Here is a 26,217-nt window from a genome sequence, read left to right on the forward strand (position 1 = left end):
CCTCTACAGCGGCGCGCCGTGCAGCAGGGACTGGGCCAGCTCGGCCCACTCTTCCTCCAGGCTTTGGCGGCAGTGCGGCTTGCCGGCGCGCTGGTACCAGTAACCGGCATTGCTTTCATCACCCTCGACCCGGTGCAGGTAGGCGTGCACCCAGGCGCCCTCGGCGCTGCCGTCGTCCTGGGCGATGCCGTGGGCGGTGTCCCAGTTGCCCTTGGCGGCGTGCCACAGCGCCGTCAGCAGGGGCGGCTGACCCGCCGGCGGTTCCGCTTCCGTCAGGCTGGCGCGGAAGGCTTCGAAATCCATTGCGTCCTCTCCTGCAGTCAGTCGCGGAAGATCCGCTCGCCCTGCTCGTCGATGATCTGGCGCGCCTTGATGACGGCGAAGTCGTTGGCGGCTTCCGCCGAGGCGTGGGTGTCGGCGCGCAGGAAGCGGTGCTCCTTGACCTCGCCGCCGACCTCCTTGCGGATCACGCCGGCGGTCAGCCACTGACCGTTCTGCGGTTGGGCGGCCGGGGTAATCTTGAACCCCTGGTAGTCGACCTCGTTGCCTTCCCGGGCATCGCCGTCGGCGCTGCCGCCGCCACCGCCGAAAAACTTGCTGAAGAGGCCCATGTTCCCGTTCCTCCCGGCTGCTTGTTGTGCATGACAGGTTAGCGCGCGCAAGCCCTTCTTCCTACCGCCTCCTGTGATCTATGCTGACGGCCCGTTCCATGACCCCGCCCGGGGCCCCCGTCGGAGCCGTTTTCTTGAGCAGCCTGTACCATCCCGCCCTCTATGACCGTGATCCCCCCGTCGGCAGCTATTGGGAGGCCTCGGCCCCGCCGCTGGGCCGCGAAACGCCGCCGCTGCACGACACGGCCACCTGCGAGGTCGCGGTCATCGGCGCCGGCTACACCGGGCTGACCGCCGCCCTGACCCTGGCCGAGCAGCACGGGGCCGGGGTCGCGGTGCTGGAGGCCGGCACGCCGGGCTGGGGCGCCTCCGGGCGCAACGGCGGTTTCTGCTGCCTGGGCGGGGCGAAGCTCGGCTACGGCGTCATGGCCCGGCGCTACGGTCTGGCGGAGACGCGGCGCTTCTTCGCCGCCCAGATGGAGTCCATCGACCTGGTGCAGCAGACCTGCGCCGAGCGTGGCATCGACGCCGACATCACCGGCGGCGGCGAGATCCTGCTGGCGCACAAGGCGAGCCGCGGCGGCGCGGTGCTGCAGGCCGAACGCGAGGAACTGCGCGAACTGGTAGGGCTCGACTGCCCGGTGCTCGACAACGATGCCCTGGCCGCGCGCGGTCTCGCCGGCGCCGGCTTCCACGGCGGGCTGGAGCTGCCGCTGGGCGTCGGCCTGCATCCGCTGAAATACCTGCGCGGCCTGGCCCGCGCCGCCCTCGACGCCGGGGTAACAGTCTATGGCCACTCCCCGGTCACGGCCCTGCAGCGCGAGGGCGCGGACTTTCTTCTCGTGACGCCGCGCGGACGGTTGAGGGCGCGCAAGGTGATCCTCGCCACCAACGGCTACACCGAAGACGACAGCATGAGGCCGCTGGCCGGCCGCCTCATGCCGGCGCTCTCCAGCATCATCGTCACGAGGCCGCTGAGCGCGGCCGAGCAGAAGGCCCAGGGCTGGACCTCCATGGTGATGTGCGCCGACAGCCGCCGCCTGCTGCATTACTTCCGCCTGCTGCCCGACGGCCGCTTCCTCTGGGGCGGGCGCGGCGGCATCTCCGGCTCGCCGGCGGCGGCGGCGCGCTCGCAGGCCCGCCTGCGCCGCACCTTCGAGCATCACTATCCGGCCTGGCGCCACGTGGAGACGGAATACTTCTGGCGCGGCCTGGTCTGCCTGACCAAGCCGCTGGTGCCTTTCGTCGGCAAGCTGGAAGGCGAGGGGCTCTATGCCGCGCTGGCCTACCACGGCAACGGCGTCTCCTTCACCGCCTGGGCCGGGCGCGCCGTCGCCGCCCAGGTGGCCGGGGCGCAGGGCGCCGAGGCCCTGCCGGCGGTGCTGCGCGCGCCGCTGCCGCGTTTTCCGCTGCCCTTCCTGCGCAAGGCCTACCTGACCGGTGCCTACGCGGTCTACGGCGCGCAGGACGCGCTGACCTGATGCGCGCGGCGGCGCTCCTGCTCGGCCTTTTCTGCTGGGCGGCGCCGGCACTTGCGCTCGAAGATGTGCCGGGCTGGGGCGCCACGCGATGGGGCATGACCGCCGACGAACTGCGCGCGGCGCTCGGGTCGCGGGTGACCGAGCTGCCCGGGCGCTGGGTCTACGGCGGTGCCTATGCCGAGCTGGCGGTGGAAGAGGTCGAGATCGGCGGCCTGACCTTCACCGCCTATCTGCAGATGAATGACCGGACGGAGCGCCTGCAGCAGGTGCTGCTGGAGCGCCGCCGCACGGGGGCGGTGCCGGCGGCCTTCGAGCAGGTCATCGACGCCCTGACGTCACGCTACGGCCCGCCGGCTGAGGATTGCGCCCAGGCCAAGACCGGCGGGCAGCCGCTCGACTACGAAGTCACCTGGCGTTTCCCCACCACGATCCTGCACGCCAAGTTTCTCGACTTCTCCACCACCGCCGTCTTCTCGCGCGATCCCGAGGCCGAGCTCGACCCGCTGGTCATCGAGCGCAAGGTGCGCCGCAACCTCAGGCGCTCTATGCCGCGGCGCATCCTGCTGCGCTTCCACGACGCCGCGCGGGCGGACCTCGATCCGTCCTGCGCTTAGAGGTAGCTGCCCGTCAGCGTGAAGACCTCGCCGCCCAGGCCGAGCTTGAAGCGGGCGAGGCCGCGCTGGCTTTCGGTGTTGAGGCCGCCGAGGTCGAGCCACTGGATGCCGCTTTTCCGCAGTTCTTCGATGCCGTGCCACAGCAGCAGGTTATGGGCCTGGCCGGCGCGCCCGACGCCGCTGGTCCAGGAGGCCATGTAGGTGGCGCTGGCGCCGTGGCGCAGCAGGATGACGCCGGCCACCAGCTTGTCGCCCTGGCGGGCGGAGAGGGAAAGCAGGGCCTTGCCGTCGGCGGCGTCGATGGCGGCGATGAAATCGCCGGGCGGACCGACGAAGCGCTTCTTACGGCGGAAGGTGTCGTAGAGCAGCAGCGCCGCCTGCTTCTGTCGCGCCTTGCCGTCGAGGGAGATGGCAAGGCCCTCGCGCTCGGCCTTGTGCAGGGCCGCGCGCCACTTGCCCTGCAGGCCGGCCAGCAGGGCCTCCGGGCTTTGGCGCAGGTCGAGCCAGGCCGAGGCATAGCCGGTGACGACGCGGCGGAAGCCCAGGGCGTTCAGCAAGGCTTCACTGCGCGGGTCGTCGGGCAGTTCCGGCAGCCAGGAGAGGAAGTCGAGGCGCCGGCCGCGGTAGCGCCGGGCGATGGCGGCGCAGACGGCGGCGCCGCGCGGGTCCCCGAGCGGGTCCCCTGGCGGCTCGATGAGCCACACCGGGCCGCGCAGGATGCGGGTCACGCCGATGTGCCAGTAGGTCTTGCGGTAGGCCTGCACCAGGGCCAGCGGCGTCGAGCCGGCGGCGATGACGTGGCGCTCCATGGTGTAGTTGTGTTGGCCGGCGACCGCCTCGCCGTAGGCCCAGGACTGCTCCAGGCCGCTCCTGCCGGCCCGGCGGTAGAGCTCGTCCCAGGCCTCCCGCGCCGCGGGCTGCCAGGTCAGGTCGTCACCGATATCATCCAGGGAAGCCGCCAGCATGGGCGGCAGTTTCCCGGTTTTCCGCGATCACGGCAACGGCTAGTCTCGCAGCCATGACGGCGGATGGAAGAGACGACGACAAGAACGGCGGGGCCGTGCTGGGCCACGTCATCCCGCGGCGCCGCTTCACGCGCTGGGCGGTCTTCTATTTCCTGCTCTACTTCTGCCTGCCGGTGCTGCTGCTCGGCCTGGCGATCGACCTGGCGCTCTACGCCGTCTTCTCCGGGCTCTTCGGGCGCTGCTACGCCCTCTTCTGCCTTTTCGGCTAGCGCCTTTTCTAATTCGCCGGCCGGCCGGAAGTCTCCAGGGCGCGGCGCCCGGTCGTGGTGAGGGAAACCGAGAAGACCCCCGGGCTCACTTCCTTCTGAAGGATCCAGTGGGCCTGGCGGCACTCCTGCAGGGTGCGCCACAGGATGGTGCCCTCGGCCGACTCCAGCACGGCGATCTCGCCGGACATGCGGAGCAGTTCGAGGACAAGCTGCTGTTGGGGAAGAAGAGCCACGTCTGAGAGGTTTCCTGCAAGGTTGTCGAGACGGCCCGCTTCGTTCGCGGCGACGCCCGCCCTGGGTATGCCGCGCAGGTTACCTGCTTCGCGCGCTCCCGACGAGGGGGGAGGAGTGAGAGGCCGGTTTGCCGCGGCCGACCTCTCTCCTTTGCCTGGTGCCGGAAGGCCGGCACTCAAGTCTGTGGCGTCGGTCGCCTGTTTCCGGGCAAGCGCCGGATCAGTGCTGCACGCCGTCGGCCAGGACTCTACAGAGCTGGCTCACCGCCTCCTGATGACGGTCGTTGCTGATCCGTGTGAAGTTGCGGGCCAGGTCGAGGCACATGCGCTGGCGCTCGTTCAGCCGACTGTCTTCACTGTTCAGCCCTTCGTAGAAGAAGCCGATGTCAACGCCCAGGACCTTGGCGATCTCGAACAGCCGGCCCGCCGACACGCGGTTGATGCCGCGCTCGTACTTGTGGGCTTGCTGATAGGTCACACCGATCATCTCCGCGAGCTGCTGCTGGGTGAGCCCCAGCATGGTACGGCGCTCACGAATGCGCTGACCGACATACTTCTCGACGCTCTGGATGTTTGCAGACACAGTTTCCACTCGATCCCACCGTTGCAGTTGAGGTATGACCCCTTTTTTCATCAACCAGACTAATCATTATGATGCATATCATAATCACTTCATCGAGTAAATAAGACAAAGGGATTTTCGCCAGGATCGTGAGAGCGTTGTGGTGAGGTCCCGGGCCTTGGCCGGCCCCGGATCACCGACGCATCTCCTGAACTCGCGATACTATAATTTAAAAACAAATAGATAGTCCCCCTTTGGGGGGTGTTCGGCGGCACGTTGTCCGCCTTGGTGAAATGAGGGGCCGCTACTTAAACGTATGGCGCTAGGCCGTTGCATCAACCCACGGCGGCATGCTTTCCACAGCTAATCAAACGGAGGTCCGCTCGGGGCGGCCTTCCGCCGCGCGGCGCGGCCATGCCGCCTGTTGCCGCATTGCGTTTATTAGAGGGCGGCGCTCCGGGTCGGTACCAGGGGCAAATTAGAGGCCAACTCCCCATCCGCACTGTGTTTTTTGGTTCCCTGCGACAGCCGAGGTCGCCTGCGCGCGGGACAGCGCCCGCCCGGCCCGCTCGACTGGCTCGGGTCGATCCGCCCCGGTTCCGTATTGCGGGCCGGGCGGGACCGCGGGCACGGGTCCAGGGACAAGAAGGAACGCGTTTTGGACAAGACCATTCAGGCAGACCGCAAGCTGCGGCTCGCCGTCGCGCAGATCGAGGCCGGCCACGGCGACATCGAGGCGAACCTGCAGAAGCACCTCGACGTGATCGACGCCGCCCGCGCCGTCGGGGCCGAGGCGCTGCTGTTCCCGGAACTCTCGCTCACCGGCTACTGCGTCGGCGAGCAGAGCCTGGAACTGGCCATCGCCCGCGACCACGAGTTCATCCAGCGCCTCGCCGCGGCCAGCGGCGACATGTGGACGGTCTTCGGCTTCATCGAGGAAGGCGTGGCCGCCCAGATCCACAACTCCCTGGCGGTGCTGCACCAGGGCAACGTCAGCTTCCTGCACCGCAAGCTGAACCTCGCCACCTTCGGCAAGCTGGAGGAGGGCAAGCACTTCGCCGGAGGGCGCTTTCTGGAGACCTTCAATCTCGGGCCGCGCTGGCGGGCCGGCACCCTGATCTGCGCCGACTGCTGGAACCCCGCGCTGGTGCACCTGGCGGCGGTGCAGGGCGCGACCCTGCTGATGCTGCCCGTGGCCTCGGCCCTCGACGTGGTGGGCGGCGAGTTCGACAATCCGCTCGGTTGGCAGCGGGTGCTGGATTTCTACGCCATGGTCTATGGCATGCCGCTGGCCATGGCTAACTTCACCGGTGTGCAGAACGGCGCCACCTTCTGGGGCGGCAGCCGCATCCTCGACCCCTTCGGCAAGAACCTGGCCGAGGCCGGCGACAAGGAGACACTGATCCACGCCGAGCTGGATTTCCAGGCGGTGCTGGCGGCGCGCTATCACCTGCCGACGCTGCGCGACTCCAACCTGGACCTCATCTACCGCGAACTGGGCCGCCTCACCTGGCAGGTCGGCGTGCCGCCGGAAAGCCGCCCCGTCTAGCATCCCCGTCTAGCATCCCCGTCTAGGGTCAGGACCCATTAATTTCCCGATCTCGAATACGCATGGGGAATGCCGCATTTGTGGTTGCTAAAGATGGCGGTTGGCCCAAATGCGGACATTGGCAATCGATAATAATGTCTAGTTCGCGACATCCGACCTACCGGAACTTTGTGCCAGCAGCGGCCGGCCGCGTTAGCTGAGCCGAATGCCTGCTTCCGTATCGCGCTCCTGACTCCTGGCTCGCTCGCAATGCCTCGCGGGCGGTCAGGTCGGTCTCAGTCAGCGGCACTACTCTCTACCCTCGACGATGTCGCGCATGAAGCCCAGCCGCTCCATGATAGGTGCATCTGAGAACCGGAATAGATCGAACTGCGTCTCAGCCTGAAGCGACCAGGAGACCCAGCTTGGTACAACGAACAGATCGCCCTTCTCCAATCTATTCGTTTCGCCGTTCAGTACCACGGCGCCCGAACCTTGGAATACCTGGAACACGCTCGACCCGACCTCCTGACGCGCAGATGTCTCGACACCTGCCCGCAGACGATGGAACTCACAACGAATCGTCGGCATAACATCGCCGCCATTGGTCACGTTGACGTAACGAATTGCCGCATGACCCTGCTGGATCGTGGCGGGATTGCCCTCGTCCTCCAGCAAAAGCTGCTGGGTCAGGGCGTTGTCGGTGAACTCCCAGCGATATGCGCCGATCGGCGACGACACCGTATCCTGCAACTGCGATAGCGGACGCAGGCCGGGGTGGCACCACAGCCGCTCGCCCTGGCTGTAGTTCGGCGTAGCATTGTCAGTCACCCGGTCCGCGCCGAACTCAAAAAATCCCACGTCCATTTGTTGGCTGAATGGGATATCGAGCCCGTCGATCCAAGCCATCGGCTCGGTTGCGACATTGTGGTGGCCGTGGAACTTCCAGCCCGGCGTCAGCAATAGGTCTCCCCGCGACATGCGTACCGGATCGCCGTTAACCACGGTCCAGACGCCCTCGCCCTCGACGACAAAGCGGAACGCGTTCTGCGAATGGCGATGTTCTGGCGCGTTCTCGCCCGGGCAGAGATACTGGATCGCACACCACAGCGTCGGGGTTATATAAGCGCGTCCACCCAGACCGGGATTGGCCAGGCCAATGGCCCGGCGTTCGCCGCCACGACCAACGGGCACCAGATCACCCGACCGCTCAGCCAGCGGTAGCAAATCCGACCATTTCCAGACATGCGGCACGGCTCTAGGCTTTGGGTGCACAGGCATCAGATCGCCGGTCTGTGTCCAGAGTGGGTTCAGATGACTTTCCTCAAACCCCTTGTAAAGGGCGCGCAATTCTGGCGTGTCCTCGGGTTGCATTGTGTTGTCCATTGCTCTGTCCCTACTGAGGTTTCAGGTGGCATCGGGTTGGCGCGGCGGCGCGGCGTCGGCAAAAGCGGGCAGAGCATCGAGCTCCGAGAATATCCGCGCAATGTTTGGCCAGGTCTCGAGTTGAACGTAATTCCCGATTACTCATCCTCGGTCGATGCCTGTCTCGCTCTCATTGCCGAAATCCTGCCCGACTGGCATTGGCACATCGGGCACGGACCGGATGGGATCCTGCCTTATGCCGCGTTACGCAATCAGATTGGTCTGGACGATGACACGCAGATAAGTATCACGGCAAGCGCACCGACTTTACCGCTTGCGTTGCTCCATGCAGCGGCCAAGGCAATCATAGCCAGTAAACGTCGATAGAACGCCTGTCCCCGCAACCCACCCCCACCCCACGGGGGGCTTTGGGTTCCCAAGGGCGCGGTAATTCACGAATGGCAGCTTGGGGTCATTTTTCCGAATTGTCCGCTCGCAACCTGCTCTAAATGCGACACATTGCGAAAGTCTGCTTTTGGGGTTCCTCTCCTGCGCAACCCTTGATTCAAATGGCCAGGAGGAATTGCCTATGTCTGATCACTACTGGCTTACCGAATCTCAACTGGAGCGTATCCGACCCTACTTCCCACGATCCCACGGCAGGCCGCGTGTCGATGACCGCCTTGTCATCAGCGTGATTATCCACGTCATCCGCAACGGCCTGAGATGGCGGGACGCGCCTGAAGTTTATGGATCGCACAAGACCCTCTACAATCGCTTCGTCCGTTGGTCGCGAATGGGCATCCTTGATCGAATATTCAGTGGGCTGGTATCTGGCAGGACAGAGCCCGACACAGTCATGATTGACGCCACGCACCTGAAAGCTCACCGGACTGCTTGCAGTTTGGCAAAAAAGGGGCTGTTCCCCGCCGTATTGGCCGAACCAAAGGCGGCTTGAACTCCAAGCTTCATGCGCTGTGTGATGACAAAGGAAGACCGATTGTCTTCTGCTTGAGCGAAGGCCAGTTATCGGATCGTGTTGGAGCCAAACTGATCTATCCGGCAATGCCGAATGCCAAAGTCCTGATTGGCGATAAGGGCTATGACAGCAACGAGTTCCGCGATGCACTGAAGGCCCGCAAGATCAAAGCCTGTATCCCGCCGCGATCAAACCGTACCGCACCAAGTACCTACTCCAAGACGCTGTACAAGCAGCGTCACAAAATCGAAAACATGTTCGCAAAGTTGAAAGATTGGCGGCGCATCGCGACCAGATACGACCGCTGTGCACATACATTTATGTCGGCCATCTGCATTGCCGCAACCGTCATCTTCTGGATCAATCAACGAGTCCTGAGCGTAGCATCCCCATCTGCTTCTTCCGCGATGCTTGTGGTAGCTTGCCGGAATGCTGCTGCGTCTTGACAAAGAGGTGAAGGCCATCGCCGCCGGGGGGCTCTCCGCGGCCGAGGTCTATCGCCGCGAGGACCTGCACCGCCGCCGCGCGTCGCGGCCCCTGGCGCAGGGGCTGCTGCACTGCCCGGTCTGCGGGCACAGCGCGGCCGCCTTCCTGCCTTTCGGGCTCGGCGGCCGGCGCAACGCCCTCTGTCCGACCTGCGGTTCGCTGGAGCGCCACCGTTTTCTCTGGCTCTACCTGACACGCCATACGCGGCTGCTGCGCCAGGTGGCGCGGGTGCTGCACACGGCGCCGGAGCCCTGCCTGGAGCCGCGTCTGCGCGCCCTGCCCAACCTGCGCTACCAAAGCCTGGACCTCTTCGATCCGGCGGCCGACGTGCAGGCCGATCTCTGCGACCTGCCCTTCGACGACGGCCACTTCGACCTGCTGCTCAGCAGCCACGTCCTGGAGCATCTGCCCGACGACCGCCCGGCGCTGCGCGAGCTGGCGCGGGTGCTGCGTCCCGGCGGGCGCGCCGTGATCATGGTGCCCTACGATGCGGACCTGCCGGTGACCGAGGAGGGCGGCCAGGTGACCTCCCCGGCCGAGCGCCTGGCCCGCTTCGGCCACCCCTACCACTACCGCAACTACGGCGCCGACTTCCCGGCGCGTCTGGCGGCGGTCGGCTTCGAGGTGACGCCGGTGCGCGTGAAGCGCCTGCTGACGCCGCAGCGGCGGCGCTTCCACCGCCTCAACGACAACTTCCTCTTCGACTGCCGGCGGTGCCGATGACAGCCGCGCCCGCTCTGCGCCGCCGCCCGCGGCGGGTGGCCAGAGAGGTCATTGTCCTGCGGCGGCATCCGGGTATGCTGTCGCCCCGAAGGGCCGATGAAGTGAGGGTTTCGGGCGCGTGAACAGCGGGTCGAATGGAGGAAAGGCCGCCGGGATGAACCCGGGGGCAGGGGCCAGGCACAGCGGCGAGGCGCGCCAGAGCTTCGCCTTCCTGCTGCTGCCGCAGTTCTCCATGCTGGCCTTCAGCTCCGCGGTGGAGCCGTTGCGCGCGGCCAACCGGCTGTCGGGCGAAGCGCTTTACGACTGGCGCATCCTCACCGCCGACGGCCGGCCGATCAATTCCTCCAGCCGCATGCACCTGCTGCCCGACGGCGGCCTGGACGACGTCGGGCGGCCCGACTTCCTCATCGTCGTGGCCGGCCTGGAGGTGCAGCGCCTGCGCGAGCCCAGCGTCATCGCCGCCCTGCGCCGCCTGGCGCGCAGCGGCTGCCGCCTGGGGGCACTGTCGACGGGCAGCTACCTGCTGGCCTGGGCCGGGCTGCTGGACGGCTTCCGCTGCACCGTGCACTGGGAGAACCTGGACGCCTTCCGCGAGGACTTTCCGGATCTGGAGGCCACCGGCGAACTTTTTGAAGTCGACGGCGCGCGGCTGACCTGCTCGGGCGGCACCGCCTCCATGGACATGGTCCTCAGCCTCATCGCCGAGACCCACGGCCGCGACCTGGCGGCGCAGGTGGCCGAGCAGTTCATTCACGAGCGCATCCGCGACACCCACGACCATCAGCGCATGAGCCTGCAGGGACGTCTCGGCATCAGCCATCCCAAGCTGCTGCAGGTCGTCTCCCTGATGGAGGAGCATCTGGAGGAGCCCCTGGCGCGGGCCGAGCTGGCGCGCCGGGCCGGGCTCTCCACGCGCCAGCTGGAGCGGCTGTTCCGCCGCTACCTGGGGCGCACGCCGACCCGCTATTACCTGGAGCTGCGCCTGCATCGCGCCCGCGCGCTGCTGACCCAGACGGCCATGTCGGTCCTCAACGTGGCGCTGGCCTGCGGCTTCGTCTCGGCCTCGCACTTCTCCAAGTGCTACCGCGAGTTCTTCCACAAGATGCCGCGCGAAGAACGCCAGCAGGCCGAGAAGCGCGCACCCCAGCCGGGTCCGCTGCAGCCCGAAAGCGCGCGCCTGCCCAAGGGCGGCTGACTCTTCTTTTCAGGAACTGGAAGGGTGGCCGGAGTCTAGACGGCCAGACGCACGAAGGTGGCGTCGTCGGGCAGGATCTCCGGCTCGCCGCCGGCCTTGCGGTAGATGTCGCTGCCCAGCAGCGCGGCGTCACGGTGCCCGCTGAGGCTGGTCTGCGGCATGGCGGCCTGGGGTCGGCCTGCCGCGGCCTGCTGGCCCAGCACCTGCACCATGAAGGGCATGGAACTGAGGCGCGAGAAGTTGATGAGGCGCCCGCTGGCCGTCTCGCTGCGCGCCGGGGCGGTCCCCGTCTGGCGACGATCTTCGCCGGTCCTGCGGTTGTCCGCCCGGCGCTGATTGTCCGCGCGCGCGTTGCCGAGCTGCTCGCGCGCCTGGCGCTCGTCGATGGTGGATTGCTGGAACTCCGGCCGGCCCTGCCGGATCGCCTTGGCCGCCAGCACCGGCTGCACCCGCTGTTCGCCCTGGTCCGGCAGGGCGACAGCCGTCGCGCCCGGCGAAGCGCCGGGGGGCGGGAGAAGCTGTAGCCTTGGAACGGTGGTCATACCAGGGGTTTCCCAGGGGCTCCACGGAGTTCTATTTCTAGCCTCTACAATAGATGCATGCTGTGAAAAATTTATCAAGCATTGAATCTATTATGGTTTAAAAATTAACTAAATAAATTCACCATATTTTCTGTGACTTTATAGTGATTGCTCTCTTTTACAAACTATACACCATGGATGTTGTTCGGATGGCAAGGTTCCTCCGGCAGTATTTCATCCTTCATTAAGGGCCGCCTGTCACATTCGTTTAGGTTCGGGCATCGAGAGATGCCCCGGTCGGCTGGAACCCCGGGTTCATCCTCAGGGGTTCGACTTCAGGTAGGAGAGCGGAGCCGTGACCAAGTCCACCGTCGACAAAGCGCTCGTCGACAAAGCCCCCGGCGGTAAAGCCAGGACGAGGGACGATTGCCTGCAGACGCTGGCGCGCCTGGAGACGGCAATCCGCGCCTCCGGCGACGTGGTCTATGAATGGGACTTGGCGACCGACGAGATTATCTTCCGCGGCGACACCACCTCTCTCTTCGATAGCGAGGGTAAGGCCATGCCGCGCAGCGGCGAGGAGATGCAGGCGCGCGTCAGTCCCGAAGACGTGCCGCGCCGCCGCCGCGCCCTTTCCGACCACTTCGCCGGCACCTGCGACTACGACTGCGAGTTCCGCCTGCGCACCCGGCAGGGCGAATTTCAGTGGCTGCACGACCGCGGCGCCGTGGAATACTCCCCGGCCGGCACGCCGGCGCGCATGTCCGGCGTCATCCGTCTGGTGACCCTGCGCAAGCAGCAGGAAGAGCGCCTGGAATACCTGGCGAACTTCGACGACCTGACCGGCCACTTCAACAAGGTGCGCCTGCGCGAGGCGCTGGAGCACGCCCTGGCGCAGTCGATGCGCTTCGGCCAGTCCGGTGTCTACATGGTGATCGGCGTCGATCACCTGGACCGCATCAACACGGGCTACGGCTACGAGACCGGCAACGCGGTGCTGGTCGAGCTGGGCCGCCGCCTCGACAATTACCTGCGCGCCGCCGACGTTATCGGCCGCCCCGGCGGCGACTTCTTCGGCGCGATCCTCAGCGCCTGCTCCGAGGACCACGCGCAGATCGCCGCCGAGCGCGTGCTGCAGTCGATGCGTGACAATCCCATCACCGTCGGCGCCGACCAGGTGCATGTGACGGTCTCCATCGGCGCGGTGGTCATTCCGGCCCAGTCCAAGACTGCCGTCGACGCCATGACCAAGGCCGAAAGCGCCATGCAACAGGCCAAGTCCGCGGGCCGCGACTGCCTGCGCTTCTTCGCCCTCTCCGAGGAGCAGCGCCAGGGCTACCGCGCCAGCATGGACATCGGCGAGGAAGTGCAGCTGGCGCTGAAGGAAAACCGCATCGTCCTGGCCCATCAGCCGGTGGTCGACGCGGGCTCGCACAGGGTGACCTACTACGAGTGCCTGGTGCGCATGTACGACCGCGACGGCAAGCTGGTGCCGGCGGCGCAGTTCGTGCCGGCCATCGAACAGCTCGGCCTCATGCGCTCCATCGACAACCGCGTGCGCGACCTGGCGATTCTCGAGCTGGAGCGCAATCCCCAGGTCTCCCTGGCGATCAACATCTCCGGCCTCACCGCCACCGAGCGCTCCTGGTTCCGCGGCCTGGTGGCGCGGCTGAAGGAGCGCCGCGACATCGCCAAGCGGCTGATCGTGGAAATCACGGAGACCGCGGCCCTGCAGGACATCGACGAGACCTCGCGTTTCGTCTCGGCGCTGCGCGCGCTGGGCTGCAAGGTGGCGCTCGACGACTTCGGCTCGGGCTTCACGACCTTCCACCATCTGAAGGCCCTGACGGTCGACGTGGTGAAGATCGACGGCTCTTTCGTGCGCGACATCACGACGGACACGGAAAACCAGATCTTCATTCACAACCTGATGGCGCTGGCGCAGGCGCTGGGCGTCTCCACCGTCGCCGAGTGCGTGGAAACGCGCGAGGACGCCGACTATCTCTCCAAGGCCGGCATCGACCTGCTGCAGGGCTACTACTTCGGGCGTCCGGAAATCGATGGCCACCTGCGCGACGCCCAGCAGCCGGCCGCGCTGCTGGCCGCCGCGACCTTGGGCGCCGCCGGGGGCGACTGAGCCGCCGCCGGACCGGCCGTCGGCCGGACTATCTTCCGCCGATCAGGGCTTGTCTTTGTTGAGGGTGTCGATCTGCTTCTGCAGCAGGTCGATCTGCGCCTTCAGGGCGTCGAGGGATTCCTTGGCCTGGCCGCCCGCGGGCGTCTCGCCGCCGGCCTGGGGCGCGGCGCTGCCTTCGCCCGCCGGGCCTTCGTCCCCCTTGCCCTCGGCGCCGCCGAAGGGCGAGAACATGCGCATCGCGCTTTCGAAGAGCGCCATGTTCTGCTTGCTCATTTCCTCCAGGTTGCTGAAGGGGAACATGCCGCCGAAGGTTTCCTGCATCGACTGGCGCATGCGGTCCTGGTTCTGGGAGAAGGCGCCCATCATGTGCTCCAGGTACTGCGGCACCATCCATTGCATGGAATCGCCGTAGAAGGAGATCAACTGCCGCAGGAAGTTGATGGGCAGCAGGTTCTGCCCCTTCGATTCCTCTTCGACGATGATCTGCGTCAGCACCGAGCGCGTGATGTCGTCGCCGGACTTGGCGTCGTAGACGACGAAGTCGACGTTGTCCTGGACCATCTGACAGAGGTGGTCCAGCGTCACGTAGCTGCTGGTCGCTGTGTTGTAGAGGCGGCGGTTCGCGTATTTCTTGATGGTGATCGGCCCGCTGCCGTCACCCTGCTTCTTGCCGTTCTTTTCGGTGCCAGCCAAGTTCCAATGCCTTTCCCGTCGTTCGCATTTTCGTTCCGCCTTCCGGTTATCCGGCGCGGCGCCCTGCAGCGAGCTCTGCGAATGCGTGTTCCCTTGCGGTACCGGCCTCCGGCATTCTCCGGGAGGCACTTCCCTGATCGGTTCTTCCCGCTCCCGGCAGAAGGGGGCTGAGATCGTCGCCTTGCCGGCCCGCCAGAGGCCCGGAAATGCCGGAATTGATTACCGCATGTGCTAAGGGGATATTGCTGCGCCGCGTCACACACTGTCAACGTCTAGTCTCTCAGCGCGCCAAGGGGCGCGTTTTGGGCCGATTTCTGGACCATTTTCGCCCGCCGCCCGCGCCGCCCGCTGGCCAGGGCGCGGCGCGGGCCGCTATACTCCGCCCCGAAAACGGGAACAAGGCAGCCGGGAAGCGGGCGGCCGGGAAGGGCGCATGGCCAAGGACAAGCAGGCGGAACCACCCGAGGAGCTGGAAGAACTGGCGCGGCGCTACGTCGACCTCTGGCAGGACCAGATGACCGCTCTGGCCGCCGACCCGGAGTTCGCGGAATCCTTGCAAAAGGTCATGGCCGCCATGGGGGTGGCCGCCAGCGGCCTGCCGGCCATGTGGTCGGCCTGGCCCGCCGCCATGTCGACGCTGATGAGCGCCGCCCAGCCCGGCACCCAAATGGGGATGACGAATCCGCAGGGACAAGAGACAGATGACAAGCCAACAGGCGGAAAGCAGAACGGAAGTGGGCAGGCCGCCGGGCCGGGGGGCGCCGAGGCTGGGGCCGAGGCCGCTGCCGCTGCACCTCATGGCGGCGGGGCTGACCTGGGCGTCCTCGAGGAGCGCCTTGCCGCTCTGGAGCAACGGATCCGTAGCCTGGAAGGGGGATCTGGGCGCGCGCGCGGAGGCGCTAAGGCAAAGTCTAAACGGGACTGAGCCCGCCGCTTTCGCGGCGGCGGTGGAGCGCGAGGTGACCGGCCGCATGGCGGCGCTGGCCGCCGGGCTGGAGGCCTACCGCCACCATCCCTATCACCGTGACCTGCCGGACCCGCCGGTGCTGTGGCAGGAGGGCTCCTGCCGCCTGCTCGACTACGGCGCCCTGCCGGAGCTGGAAGGGGCGGCCGCCGAGGCAGGCGGTCCCAGCGTCCTGGTGGTGCCCTCGCTGATCAACCGGGCCTACGTGCTGGACCTCACCGCCGAGCGCTCGTTCCTGCGCTGGCTGGCCCGCCAGGGGCTGCGGCCGCTGCTGATGGATTGGGGGCGTCCCGGCGCCGAGGAGCGCGGCTTCACCCTGACCGACTACATCGCCGGGCGTCTGGAGCGCGCGCTCGACGCCCTGCGCGCCGAGGAGAAGGGCCGGGCGCCGCTGGTCATGGGCTACTGCATGGGCGGCCTGCTGGCATTGGGACTGGCGCTGCGCCGCCAGCACGATCTCGCCGGTCTGGTCCTGCTGGCGACGCCCTGGGACTTCCATGCCGAGAACGCGCCGCACAGCCGCATGGCCGCCGCCACCCTGCCGCTGGCGGCGCCGCTGCTGGAGCTCTCGGGGGAGATGCCGGTCGATTTGCTGCAGGCCCTCTTCGCCAGCCTGGATCCGCATCTGGTCGTGCGAAAATTTCTCGCCTTCGGGCGTCTCGACCCCGACAGCCCCAAGGCGCGCGACTTCGTTGCGCTGGAGGATTGGCTGAACGACGGCGTGCCGCTGGCCGCGCCGGTGGCGCGCGAGTGCCTGGGTCAGTGGTACGGCGAGAACGCGACCGCCGCCGGCCGCTGGCGGCTCGCCGGGTCCGTGGTCGACCCCGGCCGGCTCAGCTTGCCGACGCTCTGCGTCGTTCCCGCCCAGGACCGCATCGTGCCGCCTGCCTCCGCCATGGCGCTGGCCGAGGCCATTCCGGGCGCCGAGTGTCTGTGCCCGGAAGCGGGCCACATCGGCATGGTGGTCGGCGCGCGGGCGGAGAAGGCGGTGTGGCAGCCGCTGCTGACCTGGATCAAGGCGCGGGCCGCGCGGGCCGGCTAAACCGCCGATGAAATCATTGTCATCGTAGAGTCCCCAGGCGCGGCTTGCACCGGCGGGTCGTCTGTTCTTATATCGGGGCTGAGATCGATAAATCAGCGCGCAGGGCCGCCACCGGGCGTTCGTCTGTGCTAATGCGGCCCGCCGCGTCCAGATGCGGCGGTTCCTGTCCGCCACAAGGGAGATATCCGAAGATGACCGATGTCGTAATCGCAGGTGCTGCCCGTACCCCCGTTGGCGCTTTCAGCGGGGGCCTGTCCTCCGTTGCGGCCTCCTACCTCGGCGCCGTCGCCATCAAAGAGGCGATGAAACGCGCCAAGGTCGAGGCGGCGGAGGTCGACGAGGCGATTCTGGGCCAGATCCTCACCGCCGGCGCCGGTCAGAACCCGGCCCGCCAGGCCGCCGTCGAGGCCGGCATCCCCTACGAGAAGACCGCCTACCAGATCAACCAGCTCTGCGGCTCCGGCCTGCGCGCGGTGGCCATCGGCTCCCAGGCGCTTCTGACCGGCGATTCCAAGGTCGTCGTCTGCGGCGGCCAGGAGAGCATGAGCCAGGCGCCCCACGTGGCCCATCTGCGCAATGGCCAGAAGATGGGCGACCTGAAGATGGTCGACTCCATGATCAAGGACGGCCTCTGGGATGCCTTCAACGGCTATCACATGGGCAACACCGCCGAGAACGTCGCCAAGCAGTGGCAGATCACCCGCGAGGAGCAGGACGCCTTCGCCGCCGCTTCGCAGAACAAGGCCGAGGCCGCGCAGAAGGCCGGGCGCTTCACCGAGGAGATCGTTCCCGTCACCATCAAGACCCGCAAGGGCGACGTGGTGGTGGAGAGCGACGAGTATCCGCGCCATGGCGTGACCGCCGAGTCCCTGGCCGGCCTGCGTCCGGCCTTCGACAAGGAAGGCTCGGTGACCGCCGGCAACGCCAGCGGCATCAACGACGGCGCCGCCGCGGTGGTGCTGATGTCGGGCGAGGATGCCGCCGCGCGCGGCGTTGCCCCGCTGGCCCGCATCGTCTCCTGGGCGACCTGCGGCGTCGATCCGGCGATCATGGGCACCGGCCCCATCCCTTCCAGCCGCCGCGCCCTGGAAAAGGCCGGCTGGTCCGTCGACGACCTCGACCTGGTGGAGGCCAACGAGGCCTTCGCGGCCCAGGCCCTGGCGGTGAACAAGGACATGGGCTGGGATCCGGAGAAGGTGAACGTGAACGGCGGCGCCATCGCCCTCGGTCACCCCATCGGCGCTTCGGGCGCGCGGGTGCTGGTCACCCTGCTGCACGAGATGGCCAAGCGCGACGCCAAGAAGGGCCTGGCCACGCTGTGCATCGGCGGCGGCATGGGCATCGCCATGTGCGTCGAGCGTGATTAAGGGGAGCGTGATTAAGCGGGAGCGCGACTGGGGACGGGTGAAGAAACCGTCACCCGCGACGACGTGACGCTGGGCGGCCTTGCCGTGTTGCGGTATTTATGACGCGCAGAGCGGCCCGCCTTCAAGAGGGGCGGGCCGTTTTGCTGTTTGCCGGAAGCGGCCGCGGCCCCGAAGGGCGCATTGGCGGTAGCGGTGAGCAAAATGTTGGTTTTTTGCACTTGGGCAGCGGTGCAGCAGTTGGCGGTGTGGTTGTTCCGTGATTTGATTAGGTATGGCAACCAGACCGTCGTTCTAGACGGCTACGAACAGTCAAACGGGGAGGCTAGAATATGGCGCGCGTGGCTCTGGTGACAGGGGGAACCCGAGGGATCGGCGAGGCGATTTCCAGGGGATTGAAAGAGGCCGGCTTCACGGTCGCCGCCACCTACGGCGGCAACGACGAGGCGGCGAACAAGTTCAAGGAAGAGACCGGCATCCACGTCTTCAAGTGGGATGTCGGCGATTTCGATGCCTGCAAGGCGGGCATCGCCAAGGTCGAGGCGGACCTGGGCCCCGTCGACGTGCTGGTCAACAACGCCGGCATTACCCGCGACGGCACCCTGCACCGCATGACCCCGGAGAATTGGCGCGCGGTCATCTCCACCAATCTCGACTCGCTGTTCAACATGACGCGTAACGTCATCGAGGGCATGCGTGATCGCAACTACGGGCGCATCATCTCGATTTCCTCGATCAACGGCCAGAAGGGCCAGTTCGGCCAGGCGAACTATTCCGCCGCCAAGGCCGGCGTCTTCGGCTTCACCAAGGCGGTGGCCCAGGAAAGCGCCGCCAAGGGCATCACGGTCAACGCCATCGCGCCGGGCTACATCGGCACCGAGATGGTCCGCGCGGTGCCTGAAGAGGTGCTGAACACCAAGATCCTGCCCCTCATCCCGGTCGGCCGCCTGGGCGAGCCGGAGGAGATCGCGCGCTGCGTGGTCTTCCTGGCCGGCGAGGACGCGGGCTTCATCACCGGCGCCACGCTGACCGCCAACGGCGGCCAATACATGGCCTGAGGCGGGAGATGAGCGGCGATAGGCAGACCACCTATCCGCCGCTCAACACCCCGAAGCCGCTGGCCGAGAACGTCTGGGTCGTCGACGGCCCGGCCATTCGCTTCGGCCTCGGCTGGCTGAAGCTCAGCTTTCCCACCCGCATGACGCTGCTCCGCCTGGCGGACGGCGGGCTCTTCCTCCATTCGCCGACGGCGCTGTCCGACACCTTGCGCGCCGAGATCGGGAAGCTGGGCCCACCGCGCTGGATCGTCGCGCCGAACCGCATCCACTACTGGTGGGTGCCGGACTGGCACGCCGCCTTTCCGGAGGCTGAGGTCTACCTGGCCCCGCGCGTGCGCGAGCAGGCCGGCGGGCGCATCGACTTTCCGGCGCGCGAGCTCGAGGCCGCCCAGGGCTATCCCTGGGACGGCGAGATCGCCACCTTGCCGATACCCGGCAGCTACATGACCGAGGTTGTCTTCTTCCACCGCCCCAGCCGCAGCCTGGTCCTGACCGACCTGATCGAGAACTTCGAGCCGCGGAAACTCGGCTTCGTCATGCGCCGGCTGACGCGCTGGGCCGCCATCCAGGACCCCGACGGCCAGATGCCCCGCGACATGCGGCTGACCTTCAAGGGGCGGCGGGCGGAGTTGCGCCGGGCCGTCGAGACCATGATCGCCTGGGACCCGCAGCGCATTATCCTGGCGCATGGGCGCTGCTACGATCGCGACGGCGCGGGCGAATTGCGCCGCGCGTTTCGTTGGCTGCTGGACTGATATGAGGGAGAAAACCCATGCTTCGAGGATCCTGCCACTGCGGCGCCGTCACCTTCGAACTGGTCCGTCCGCCGGAGTGGCGCAACGAATGCAATTGCTCGATCTGCCGCCGCCTCGGCACCCTGTGGGGCTATTACCGCGAGGAAGAGGTGACCTTCACCAGCGGGGCCGATGCGACTGAGACCTATGTCTGGGGCGATCGCTCGCTGGCCTTCCACCGCTGCCGCACCTGCGGCTGCACCACCTATTGGCGCCGCCTGGGCTCGACGCCTGAGAGCCGCATGGGCGTCAACACCCGCCTGCTGGAGCCGGAGGATGTCGCGGGCATCCGCATCCGCCACTTCGACGGCGCGGACAGCTTCCGCTATCTGGACTAAAATGGCCGCGGAAAAGAACCGGGAGAAAAGCTCATGCCCCTGGGGCAGCTCATCGAATACGAGGACGCGAGCGACGAGGTGCGCGCCGTCTACGACGACATCATGGCGACCCGCAAGTCCGACTGGGTGAACAACTTCTGGAAGGCCCTGGCCCAGGACCCGCAGACCCTGAGGCGCACCTGGGAAAGCGTGAAGCAGGTCATGGCGCCGGGCGCGCTCGACCCGCTGACCAAGGAGATGCTCTACATCGCCGTCAGCGTCACCAACAACTGCGAGTACTGCATCACCTCCCACACCGCCGGCGCCATCCAGAAGGGCATGACCGACGAGATGCTGAACGAGCTGCTGGCCGTGGTCGGCATGGCCAACGAGACCAACAGCCTGGTCAACGGCTACCGGGTGCCGCTCGACGAACGCCTGCGCGCCCTGGCCCACGGCGAAGCGGACTAGGCTTCACGTGAACGACTATCCCAACCGTCCGCTCATCGGAGTCGGCGTCGTGGTCTTCAAGGACGGCCGCGTGCTGCTGATCCGCCGCGGCAAGCCGCCGCGCGAGGGCCAGTGGTCGCTGCCCGGCGGCCGCCAGCGCCTGGGCGAGCGCGTCGAGGAAACCGCGCGCCGCGAGGTGGCCGAGGAGGCGGGCATCGAGGTCGAGGTCGGCCCTCTGGTCGACGTGGTGGACTCCATCACCCGCGACGGCCAGGGCGCGGTGCAGTACCACTACACCCTGGTCGATCTGCTGGCCGAGTGGCGTGCGGGCGAGGCCGCGGCGGGCCACGACGCCGCGGAGGTCGCCTGGGCCGACCCGGCGGACCTCGCGCCCTACGATCTCTGGGACGAGACCCGGCGCATCATCGCGCTGGCGATGGAGAAACGGACGGCTGCCGGCTCAGAATGAGATCTTCGCCCAGGGATGGGCGCGCTGCTCGAAGACCGCCTTTTCGGGTTTCGGGAAGGTCGGATCGCCGAAGGTGCCGACCGCCACGGCGAACCAGTCCGGACGGAGCTCCGGCTCCCAATAGACTGTTCCGCCGCAGTCCGGGCAGAAGTGGAAGGTGAGCCCACGCCCGCTGTCGCCGAGGCGCCGCGTGGTCTTCTCGCTGCCCTCCGGCCTGGCCGCTTCACGCTTGAAGAACGCGCTGAGGCCGAAGGCGCTGCCGGTGCGCCGCTGGCAGTCGAGGCAATGACAGAGCGCGACCAGCTCCGGGTCGCCCTCGCAGACGATCCGAAGCTGGCCGCAGGCGCAGGAGGCGGTGCGTGTGTTCATCGGCTTCTTCTCTCCTCGGAGATCGGGGAAACACTAGCGAAACATCTGGCCGCTTGCCATCGTCGCGGCCGGCGGCTATCAGCGCCCCATGACTAGCGTGGCTCCAGATCCAGCGCTCGCGGCGCGGCGGTTTAAGGCGACGGCGATCGGCGGTATCGCCGTGCTGCTGTGGGCGCTGCTGGCGCTTTTCACCACCGGGGCGGCGGGCATTCCGCCGTTCCAGCTGCTGGCCATGACCTTCGCCGTGGCCTTCGCCGTCAGCCTTGCCGTGCTGGCGACGCGGGGGCGGCGCGCCTTCGCCGCCTGGCGCCAGCGGCCGGCGGTCTGGGCCCTGGGAGTCGGCGGGCTCTTCGGCTACCACTTTTTCTACTTCGTCGCCCTGGGCAACGCGCCGGCGGTGGACGCCAGCCTCATCGCCTATCTCTGGCCGCTGCTCATCGTGGTCTTCTCGGCGCTGCTGCCCGGCGAGCGGCTGCGCTGGTTCCACCTGGCGGGCGCGGCCATGGGCCTCATCGGCGCCGGGCTGCTGGTGACCAAGGGCGGCTCGCTGGCCTTCGATGCGCGCTACAGCCTGGGCTACCTGGCCGCGGTGGCCTGCGCGCTCACCTGGTCCAGCTACTCCGTCACCAACCGCCGCTTCGGCGCGGTGCCGACCGAGGTGGTGGGCGGCTTCTGCGGCGCCGTGGCGCTGCTCGCTCTGCTCTGCCACCTGGCGCTGGAGACCACGGTGACGCCCCAGGGCCTGCAGTGGCTGGCGGTGCTGGGCCTCGGTCTCGGACCCGTCGGCGCCGCCTTCTTCGTCTGGGACTACGGCACCAAGCACGGCAACATCCAGGTGCTGGGCGCGCTTGCCTACGCCGCGCCGCTGCTCTCCACGCTGATCCTCATTGGCTTCGGCCAGGCCGAGGCGACCTGGCAGGTGGGCCTCGCCTGCCTGCTGATCGTCTTCGGCGCCGTCCTGGCGTCCAAGGAAATGCTGCTGCGCCGCCGGCGCGCGGGCTAGATCAATCCTCGATCAGGAGTTTTCACCTGAGCGGGGATAGATTGATCTAGCTTGAAAGGGTAGAGCGACTTGTCCGCGTCCGCCCGGACGCGGGTTGCTCTAGCGCCTGCCCCGTAGGCTCATCGGCTGCCAGTCCGGCGGCGCCATCTCGAAACCCTCGAACTGGAAGGCCGGGGCCACGGTGCAGCCGCAGAGCGTCCAGGCGCCCAGGCTGCGCGCGCCCTGCCAGGCCTGGGCCGGGACCACCACCTGCGGGCGCTGGCCGACGGTCACCTCGGGACCCAGGCGGTGGGTCGCGGCCTCGCGCCCGTCCTCGGAGATCGTCAGCTCCAGCGGCGCGCCGGCATACCAGTGCCAGACCTCCGCCGCGTCGACCCGGTGCCAGTGCGAGACCTCGCCGGCCTGCAGCAGGTAATAGATCGCCGTCGAGGCGCCGCGCGCCGCCTCGTCCTCTCCCAAGGTGACGGGGTCGCGGAAGGTCTCGCGGAAGTGGCCGCCTTCCGGGTGCGGCTGCAGGGCCAGCTCGCGGATGATGTCGGCGGCGGAGAGGGCGTCCGTGGCGTCCGGCATGGGGCGGATCCTTGCTTGTTAACCCACGGTTAACCATAGCAGATCGCCCATTCCCGCACGCCAGCGCCCTGTGCTAAGTTATCCACACCATGTGGCATGACGTTGTCGATCTGCGGGAATTCTACGAGACCCGCCGCGGCCAGGTGGCGCGCCATATGGTGCGCCGCGCGGTGCGCTCGGTCTGGCCGGACGTGACCGGCCAGAGCGTGCTCGGCCTGGGCTTCGCCACACCCTACCTGCGCCAGTTCAAGAGCGAGGCCGAGCGGACCATCGCCTTCATGCCGGCTTCCCAGGGGGTCATGCACTGGCCGCCGGAGGGCCCGGGGCTGGTCAGCCTGGTGGAGGAGACCGAGCTGCCGCTGCCCGACTACTCGGTCGACCGGGTGCTGCTGGTGCACGGCCTGGAGAACAGCGAATCCCTGCGCGGCCTGCTGCGCGAGATCTGGCGCGTGCTGACCGGCGACGGTCGGCTGCTGGTGGTGGTGCCCAACCGCCGCGGCATCTGGGCGCGCTCCGACCGCACGCCGCTGGGCTGGGGCCATCCCTACAGCGGGGCCCAGCTCTCCCGCGTGCTGCGCGAGAACATGTTCATTCCGGCGCGCACCGAGCGGGCGCTCTACGTGCCGCCGATCGCCAACTTCACCTTCCTGCGCTCCGCCCCGGCCTGGGAGCGCATGGGCGCGCGCTTCTTCCCCACCTTCGCCGGCGTGGTGATGATCGAGTCCGGCAAGCAGCTCTATGCCGGCACCATGGCCCCCGCCAAGCAGCGCAAGTTCCGCCGCCCGGTGGTGGTGTCTTTCCCGCAGGCCGCCGGTCGGCTGCACCGCGAAAAGTCACCGAACTGAATCAGCGGGACGATTGAACCTTACTTCCGGCCCTGCGACGCGCTGCAATGTCCGGAAAAATTCACCCCGCGGCTTGGATCGGTTTTCAGAACCGGGATCGGCCGGTTACGGGCGCACACGCCATCGTGCGCAGGCATAACTTCAACCGAATAGATGCGGTTGATGCTTGCTCGCCTTGAATTCAGTGATTTCGTACTTGGCCACCCCGTTCTGTTGGAAGGGGTCCTCCGCCAAATGATCCTCCAACTCCGACTTGGTAGGGGACATCGCGATGATCACTCCGCCGGTACGAGGAACCTTTGCTCCAGATGCCAGAAACAGGCCAGATGCATAGCTTTTGTCGAGGAAGTCGATGTGTGCGGGTACATGTTGGTCGACTTCGCTTAACGGGACGATATAGGTGAGATCCACCACATAAAGGGATCTGACTTCAGACACTTCTGTCTCCTGTTTTGGCTTGAACTATGACGCAGCAGGTTTCATTGCCGAGGCTTGATAAAGCGGGAGAGCGCCTCTTCGCCATCTTCGCCGGCATGGTGATGATCGAGCCGGGCAAACAGCTCTACGCCGCTACCTTGAAGTCGGTCAAGCAGCACAGGTAACGCCGACCGGTGTTGGTCTCCTTCCCGCGGGCCGCCGGTCGGATGCATCGCGACCTGTCCGAGGAGTCCTGACCCTCAACCTGCCTGACCTGCATTGACGGAGCGACCTACTGCCGCTGCGGTGCCCTGCGCTGCGGCTGGGGGTCGCGTTGCGGCGTCGTGCGCCTGGCGGCGCCGCCGCAGTCCAGCTTCACGTTCACGCGGATCGCGAAGGTGTTGTCCTCGTCGCTCTCGTCGACCTGTTTGTCGGCGTCCATGACCACGCGGATGACGCTGAGGCCGCTGGGCAGGTCCAGCGTGAAGCTGCGCCAGCCGTCGGTCTGCTTGGGCGCCAGGTTGTGGGCCGACTGGTCGATCGTCGCCGAGCCGCGGTAGACCCTGTTCTTGAAGGGCCCGCTCTGGACGTCGCCCTTGTTGAAGGGACGGTAGCCGGCCTGGGTGAAGCGGCAGAGGTTGCGGTCCGGCCCCACGCCGGTGGCCGCGGCGAGCTGCGGCTTGTCGATCACCACGGTCGAGCCCCAGGGGTTGGGGCCGCCGGCCAGCACGAAGCCCAGGGTCGTGCCCATGATGTCGGCCTTGAGGCCGCTGGTGAGGCCGGCGCGCGGCAGCGCCGGGATCTGCGCCTGCTGGCGCGGCGGCGCCGGATCGCGGGCCGCGGCCAGGCCGCCGGGCTGGATCGCGGCGGTGCCGGGCTGGGGCGGTTTGGGCTGCATCTGCAGCGCCTTGGGCCCGCCCAGGGCGACCTGCGGCTGGCAGGTGACGTTATAGCTGTCGAAGGCGGAGACCACCTGGTTGGAGCCATCGGGCTTGGAGACCACTAGGCGCGCCGCGCCCTTGTGGACGTTATCCGGGTCCTGCTGGCCGGCCACCTGGCCCGGCGTCGCGGGCCCGCCGCTGCCGGGGAAGACCGGCTCCTCGGGCTGCTGCTGGATGGCGAGGCCGCCGCCGGGCTGGGTCATCACCACACCGCCGCCGCCGCTGCCGCCGCCGGAGGGCGCGGCGGGCAGGGGGATCGGAATGGGCAACTGCAGCACCTTGGAATAGGTGCCGCCCGCGGCAACGAGGCTGCTCTGGGACCAGTGCGAGGCCGTGCCGTTGTCGAACTCCAGGCGGTAGCGGAAGGCGCCGGGGCCGTTGCCCTCGACGATGGCCTGGCCGGTGAGCTGCAGGGGGCAGCTGCCGGTCAGGGTGCCGGGCACGATGTTGAAGGCCGCCTCGCTCAGCTGATAGCCGCTCGAATAGGCGCCCTGGTAGTTGGTTTCCGGCGCCACCGCCTCGGCGATCTGCGGATCGCCCTTGCAGCGCACTTTGAAGGGGATGGGGATCTCGTGCAGCGCGCCGCCGCCGGTAAAGCCCACGGCCAGCCTGGCAATCATCGGCGTGCCGTTGGTGGTGAAGCCTTCGGCCAGCAGGTCGTGCAGGGAGGCGCCGCCGTTCAACAGGCTCTGGCGCGTAGTGTGGCAGACGCCGGTGACGTTCTGGTAGATGCCGGGCGCGACGTCGATCTCGCCCAGCGGCGGGGTCAGGGTCGCGTACTTGGGGCCGCTGCTGAGCAGCTCCGGCACCACGTTGGAAGCCACGTAGCCGGCGGTGATGCCGACCACCGCCTCGCAGAGGTTGCCGTCGCAGTTGTCCTGGGCCGGCGGCTCGGGCAGCGAGGCCGGCTTGATCTGGACGAGGATGTAGTTGAAGGCCGCCGGCGGCTCGTTCCACGTCGCTTCCATGGAAAAGCGCCAGGGCACCACCGCCGTGTCCACCTGGCTCCAGTTGCCGGCGTTGTCCAGGCTGACGTTCACCCAGCCTTCGACGCCGGGCACGTTGGGCGCGTGCTGGAAGGTGAGGGAGGCCAGGTCCCCCGCCTGTGCGGGCGGCGCGGCGAGCCCGAAGCCGCCGAGCAGCAGGCCCAATGAGAGGGCGGATGAAAGCGCGGTGCCGCAGCCTTGCCTGCGGGAAAGGACAACCTTCTGCATCGTTGGCCTCCTTCGCCTGGGACGGACCGCCGGATAGA

At 67.4% G+C, this 26,217-nt stretch carries 29 protein-coding genes and 1 pseudogene; 18 read left to right on the forward strand and 12 right to left on the reverse strand.

Annotated elements, in window-relative coordinates; all coding sequences use genetic code 11:
- Positions 1 to 3: 3 nt before the first annotated feature.
- On the reverse strand, positions 4 to 303 hold the full coding sequence (locus H7X47_RS03255; RefSeq protein ID WP_193367157.1) for a hypothetical protein: 300 nt from the start codon (positions 301 to 303) through the stop codon (positions 4 to 6).
- 17 nt (positions 304 to 320) lie between these two features.
- Positions 321 to 611, reverse strand: a complete 291-nt coding sequence (locus H7X47_RS03260; protein ID WP_193367158.1) for an HlyU family transcriptional regulator — start codon at positions 609 to 611, stop codon at positions 321 to 323.
- A gap of 134 nt (positions 612 to 745) precedes the next feature.
- Between H7X47_RS03260 and H7X47_RS03265 the strand changes: the two genes are divergently transcribed.
- Positions 746 to 2,092: an NAD(P)/FAD-dependent oxidoreductase gene (locus H7X47_RS03265; protein ID WP_193367159.1), complete on the forward strand. Its 1,347-nt coding sequence runs from the start codon at positions 746 to 748 to the stop codon at positions 2,090 to 2,092.
- Positions 2,092 to 2,706, forward strand: coding sequence for a hypothetical protein (locus tag H7X47_RS03270; protein WP_193367160.1), 615 nt, complete (start codon positions 2,092 to 2,094; stop codon positions 2,704 to 2,706). Before H7X47_RS03265 ends, H7X47_RS03270 begins: the two co-directional genes overlap by 1 nt.
- On the opposite strand, the gene H7X47_RS03275 is transcribed toward H7X47_RS03270, so the two are convergent.
- A complete protein-coding gene (locus H7X47_RS03275; protein WP_193367161.1) occupies positions 2,703 to 3,671 on the reverse strand; it encodes a GNAT family N-acetyltransferase in 969 nt (322 codons plus the stop codon). The two genes, H7X47_RS03270 and H7X47_RS03275, sit on opposite strands and share 4 nt — an antisense overlap.
- A 53-nt stretch (positions 3,672 to 3,724) precedes the next feature.
- On the opposite strand from H7X47_RS03275, the gene H7X47_RS03280 reads away from it, so the two are divergent.
- On the forward strand, positions 3,725 to 3,940 hold the full coding sequence (locus H7X47_RS03280) for a hypothetical protein (protein WP_193367162.1): 216 nt from the start codon (positions 3,725 to 3,727) through the stop codon (positions 3,938 to 3,940).
- An 8-nt stretch (positions 3,941 to 3,948) separates the two neighbouring features.
- On the opposite strand, the gene H7X47_RS03285 is transcribed toward H7X47_RS03280, so the two are convergent.
- Positions 3,949 to 4,173 (reverse strand): hypothetical protein, encoded by a 225-nt coding sequence (locus H7X47_RS03285; protein ID WP_193367163.1) that lies wholly within the window; start codon positions 4,171 to 4,173, stop codon positions 3,949 to 3,951.
- Between the two features lie 220 nt (positions 4,174 to 4,393).
- Positions 4,394 to 4,756 carry a helix-turn-helix domain-containing protein gene (locus tag H7X47_RS03290; protein WP_319633515.1) on the reverse strand — a complete coding sequence of 121 codons (363 nt, stop codon included), beginning with the start codon at positions 4,754 to 4,756 and terminating at the stop codon, positions 4,394 to 4,396.
- 637 nt (positions 4,757 to 5,393) lie between these two features.
- Here H7X47_RS03290 and H7X47_RS03295 point away from each other — a divergent pair.
- On the forward strand, positions 5,394 to 6,284 hold the full coding sequence (locus H7X47_RS03295) for a nitrilase-related carbon-nitrogen hydrolase (RefSeq protein ID WP_227010130.1): 891 nt from the start codon (positions 5,394 to 5,396) through the stop codon (positions 6,282 to 6,284).
- Positions 6,285 to 6,572: 288 nt separating this feature from the next.
- Here H7X47_RS03295 and H7X47_RS03300 read toward each other — a convergent pair whose 3' ends face one another.
- Positions 6,573 to 7,649: a cupin domain-containing protein gene (locus H7X47_RS03300; RefSeq protein ID WP_227010131.1), complete on the reverse strand. Its 1,077-nt coding sequence runs from the start codon at positions 7,647 to 7,649 to the stop codon at positions 6,573 to 6,575.
- Between the two features lie 568 nt (positions 7,650 to 8,217).
- On the opposite strand from H7X47_RS03300, the pseudogene H7X47_RS03305 reads away from it, so the two are divergent.
- The 3 genes and pseudogenes from H7X47_RS03305 to H7X47_RS03315 form a co-directional block, all read left to right on the forward strand.
- Positions 8,218 to 8,969 (forward strand): annotated as a pseudogene (locus tag H7X47_RS03305) (IS5 family transposase); the annotation flags it as partial.
- Between the two features lie 67 nt (positions 8,970 to 9,036).
- Complete coding sequence (locus tag H7X47_RS03310) at positions 9,037 to 9,816, forward strand: class I SAM-dependent methyltransferase (protein WP_193367165.1); 780 nt, start codon at positions 9,037 to 9,039, stop codon at positions 9,814 to 9,816.
- A gap of 154 nt (positions 9,817 to 9,970) precedes the next feature.
- The gene (locus tag H7X47_RS03315; RefSeq protein WP_193367166.1) at positions 9,971 to 11,011 is read left to right on the forward strand and encodes a GlxA family transcriptional regulator; all 1,041 of its coding nucleotides are present in this window, start codon (positions 9,971 to 9,973) and stop codon (positions 11,009 to 11,011) included.
- Positions 11,012 to 11,046: 35 nt separating this feature from the next.
- Here the strand turns inward: H7X47_RS03315 and H7X47_RS03320 are convergent, their stop codons facing one another.
- Positions 11,047 to 11,553, reverse strand: a complete 507-nt coding sequence (locus H7X47_RS03320) for a hypothetical protein (RefSeq protein WP_193367167.1) — start codon at positions 11,551 to 11,553, stop codon at positions 11,047 to 11,049.
- A gap of 334 nt (positions 11,554 to 11,887) precedes the next feature.
- Between H7X47_RS03320 and H7X47_RS03325 the strand changes: the two genes are divergently transcribed.
- On the forward strand, positions 11,888 to 13,669 hold the full coding sequence (locus H7X47_RS03325; RefSeq protein ID WP_193367168.1) for a putative bifunctional diguanylate cyclase/phosphodiesterase: 1,782 nt from the start codon (positions 11,888 to 11,890) through the stop codon (positions 13,667 to 13,669).
- Positions 13,670 to 13,711: 42 nt separating this feature from the next.
- On the opposite strand, the gene phaR is transcribed toward H7X47_RS03325, so the two are convergent.
- The gene (phaR, locus tag H7X47_RS03330; protein WP_193367169.1) at positions 13,712 to 14,362 is read right to left on the reverse strand and encodes a polyhydroxyalkanoate synthesis repressor PhaR; all 651 of its coding nucleotides are present in this window, start codon (positions 14,360 to 14,362) and stop codon (positions 13,712 to 13,714) included.
- Between the two features lie 433 nt (positions 14,363 to 14,795).
- On the opposite strand from phaR, the gene H7X47_RS25695 reads away from it, so the two are divergent.
- The 8 genes from H7X47_RS25695 (at position 14,796) to H7X47_RS03365 (ending at position 20,820) form a co-directional block, all read left to right on the forward strand.
- On the forward strand, positions 14,796 to 15,287 hold the full coding sequence (locus H7X47_RS25695) for a hypothetical protein (RefSeq protein ID WP_227010132.1): 492 nt from the start codon (positions 14,796 to 14,798) through the stop codon (positions 15,285 to 15,287).
- 34 nt (positions 15,288 to 15,321) lie between these two features.
- Entirely contained in the window at positions 15,322 to 16,368 is a 1,047-nt protein-coding gene (locus H7X47_RS03335; protein ID WP_319633516.1) for an alpha/beta fold hydrolase, read from the forward strand.
- Between the two features lie 191 nt (positions 16,369 to 16,559).
- Complete coding sequence (locus H7X47_RS03340; RefSeq protein ID WP_193367171.1) at positions 16,560 to 17,735, forward strand: acetyl-CoA C-acetyltransferase; 1,176 nt, start codon at positions 16,560 to 16,562, stop codon at positions 17,733 to 17,735.
- Positions 17,736 to 18,064: 329 nt separating this feature from the next.
- The gene (gene phbB / locus H7X47_RS03345; protein WP_193367172.1) at positions 18,065 to 18,790 is read left to right on the forward strand and encodes an acetoacetyl-CoA reductase; all 726 of its coding nucleotides are present in this window, start codon (positions 18,065 to 18,067) and stop codon (positions 18,788 to 18,790) included.
- 8 nt (positions 18,791 to 18,798) lie between these two features.
- A complete protein-coding gene (locus tag H7X47_RS03350) occupies positions 18,799 to 19,545 on the forward strand; it encodes a DUF4336 domain-containing protein (protein ID WP_193367173.1) in 747 nt (248 codons plus the stop codon).
- A gap of 17 nt (positions 19,546 to 19,562) precedes the next feature.
- The gene (locus H7X47_RS03355) at positions 19,563 to 19,922 is read left to right on the forward strand and encodes a GFA family protein (protein ID WP_193367174.1); all 360 of its coding nucleotides are present in this window, start codon (positions 19,563 to 19,565) and stop codon (positions 19,920 to 19,922) included.
- Between the two features lie 33 nt (positions 19,923 to 19,955).
- Complete coding sequence (locus tag H7X47_RS03360; RefSeq protein ID WP_193367175.1) at positions 19,956 to 20,372, forward strand: carboxymuconolactone decarboxylase family protein; 417 nt, start codon at positions 19,956 to 19,958, stop codon at positions 20,370 to 20,372.
- 7 nt (positions 20,373 to 20,379) lie between these two features.
- Positions 20,380 to 20,820 carry an NUDIX hydrolase gene (locus H7X47_RS03365; RefSeq protein ID WP_193367176.1) on the forward strand — a complete coding sequence of 147 codons (441 nt, stop codon included), beginning with the start codon at positions 20,380 to 20,382 and terminating at the stop codon, positions 20,818 to 20,820.
- Here the strand turns inward: H7X47_RS03365 and H7X47_RS03370 are convergent.
- A complete protein-coding gene (locus H7X47_RS03370; RefSeq protein ID WP_193367177.1) occupies positions 20,812 to 21,189 on the reverse strand; it encodes a GFA family protein in 378 nt (125 codons plus the stop codon). The genes H7X47_RS03365 and H7X47_RS03370 overlap by 9 nt on opposite strands.
- Before the next feature lie 88 nt (positions 21,190 to 21,277).
- On the opposite strand from H7X47_RS03370, the gene yddG reads away from it, so the two are divergent.
- On the forward strand, positions 21,278 to 22,192 hold the full coding sequence (yddG, locus tag H7X47_RS03375; protein ID WP_193367178.1) for an aromatic amino acid exporter YddG: 915 nt from the start codon (positions 21,278 to 21,280) through the stop codon (positions 22,190 to 22,192).
- A 99-nt stretch (positions 22,193 to 22,291) separates the two neighbouring features.
- Here the strand turns inward: yddG and H7X47_RS03380 are convergent, their stop codons facing one another.
- Complete coding sequence (locus H7X47_RS03380; RefSeq protein WP_193367179.1) at positions 22,292 to 22,762, reverse strand: cupin domain-containing protein; 471 nt, start codon at positions 22,760 to 22,762, stop codon at positions 22,292 to 22,294.
- An 89-nt stretch (positions 22,763 to 22,851) separates the two neighbouring features.
- On the opposite strand from H7X47_RS03380, the gene H7X47_RS03385 reads away from it, so the two are divergent.
- Positions 22,852 to 23,607 carry a class I SAM-dependent methyltransferase gene (locus H7X47_RS03385; RefSeq protein WP_193367180.1) on the forward strand — a complete coding sequence of 252 codons (756 nt, stop codon included), beginning with the start codon at positions 22,852 to 22,854 and terminating at the stop codon, positions 23,605 to 23,607.
- Positions 23,608 to 23,748: 141 nt separating this feature from the next.
- Here the strand turns inward: H7X47_RS03385 and H7X47_RS03390 are convergent, their stop codons facing one another.
- Both H7X47_RS03390 and H7X47_RS03395 read right to left on the reverse strand, forming a co-directional pair.
- Entirely contained in the window at positions 23,749 to 24,045 is a 297-nt protein-coding gene (locus tag H7X47_RS03390) for a YciI family protein (protein ID WP_319633517.1), read from the reverse strand.
- 271 nt (positions 24,046 to 24,316) lie between these two features.
- The gene (locus tag H7X47_RS03395; RefSeq protein WP_193367181.1) at positions 24,317 to 26,179 is read right to left on the reverse strand and encodes a hypothetical protein; all 1,863 of its coding nucleotides are present in this window, start codon (positions 26,177 to 26,179) and stop codon (positions 24,317 to 24,319) included.
- Between the last annotated feature and the right edge of the window lie 38 nt (positions 26,180 to 26,217).

Source organism: Pelagibius marinus, from assembly GCF_014925385.1.
GTDB classification, from domain to species: domain Bacteria; phylum Pseudomonadota; class Alphaproteobacteria; order Kiloniellales; family Kiloniellaceae; genus Pelagibius; species Pelagibius marinus.

Coding starts and splice junctions, on each gene's coding strand:
- H7X47_RS03320 (WP_193367167.1), bottom strand. CDS start 11,553: ATGACCACCGTTCCAAGGCTACAGCTTCTCCCGCCCCCCGGCGCTTCG.
- H7X47_RS03270 (WP_193367160.1), top strand. CDS start 2,092: ATGCGCGCGGCGGCGCTCCTGCTCGGCCTTTTCTGCTGGGCGGCGCCG.
- H7X47_RS03280 (WP_193367162.1), top strand. CDS start 3,725: ATGACGGCGGATGGAAGAGACGACGACAAGAACGGCGGGGCCGTGCTG.
- H7X47_RS03340 (WP_193367171.1), top strand. CDS start 16,560: ATGACCGATGTCGTAATCGCAGGTGCTGCCCGTACCCCCGTTGGCGCT.
- phbB (WP_193367172.1), top strand. CDS start 18,065: ATGGCGCGCGTGGCTCTGGTGACAGGGGGAACCCGAGGGATCGGCGAG.
- H7X47_RS03350 (WP_193367173.1), top strand. CDS start 18,799: ATGAGCGGCGATAGGCAGACCACCTATCCGCCGCTCAACACCCCGAAG.
- H7X47_RS03360 (WP_193367175.1), top strand. CDS start 19,956: ATGCCCCTGGGGCAGCTCATCGAATACGAGGACGCGAGCGACGAGGTG.
- yddG (WP_193367178.1), top strand. CDS start 21,278: ATGACTAGCGTGGCTCCAGATCCAGCGCTCGCGGCGCGGCGGTTTAAG.
- H7X47_RS03315 (WP_193367166.1), top strand. CDS start 9,971: ATGAACCCGGGGGCAGGGGCCAGGCACAGCGGCGAGGCGCGCCAGAGC.
- H7X47_RS03255 (WP_193367157.1), bottom strand. CDS start 303: ATGGATTTCGAAGCCTTCCGCGCCAGCCTGACGGAAGCGGAACCGCCG.
- H7X47_RS03300 (WP_227010131.1), bottom strand. CDS start 7,649: ATGGACAACACAATGCAACCCGAGGACACGCCAGAATTGCGCGCCCTT.
- H7X47_RS03355 (WP_193367174.1), top strand. CDS start 19,563: ATGCTTCGAGGATCCTGCCACTGCGGCGCCGTCACCTTCGAACTGGTC.
- H7X47_RS25695 (WP_227010132.1), top strand. CDS start 14,796: ATGGCCAAGGACAAGCAGGCGGAACCACCCGAGGAGCTGGAAGAACTG.
- H7X47_RS03260 (WP_193367158.1), bottom strand. CDS start 611: ATGGGCCTCTTCAGCAAGTTTTTCGGCGGTGGCGGCGGCAGCGCCGAC.
- H7X47_RS03395 (WP_193367181.1), bottom strand. CDS start 26,179: ATGCAGAAGGTTGTCCTTTCCCGCAGGCAAGGCTGCGGCACCGCGCTT.
- H7X47_RS03380 (WP_193367179.1), bottom strand. CDS start 22,762: ATGCCGGACGCCACGGACGCCCTCTCCGCCGCCGACATCATCCGCGAG.
- H7X47_RS03275 (WP_193367161.1), bottom strand. CDS start 3,671: ATGCTGGCGGCTTCCCTGGATGATATCGGTGACGACCTGACCTGGCAG.
- H7X47_RS03385 (WP_193367180.1), top strand. CDS start 22,852: ATGTGGCATGACGTTGTCGATCTGCGGGAATTCTACGAGACCCGCCGC.
- H7X47_RS03310 (WP_193367165.1), top strand. CDS start 9,037: ATGCTGCTGCGTCTTGACAAAGAGGTGAAGGCCATCGCCGCCGGGGGG.
- H7X47_RS03370 (WP_193367177.1), bottom strand. CDS start 21,189: ATGAACACACGCACCGCCTCCTGCGCCTGCGGCCAGCTTCGGATCGTC.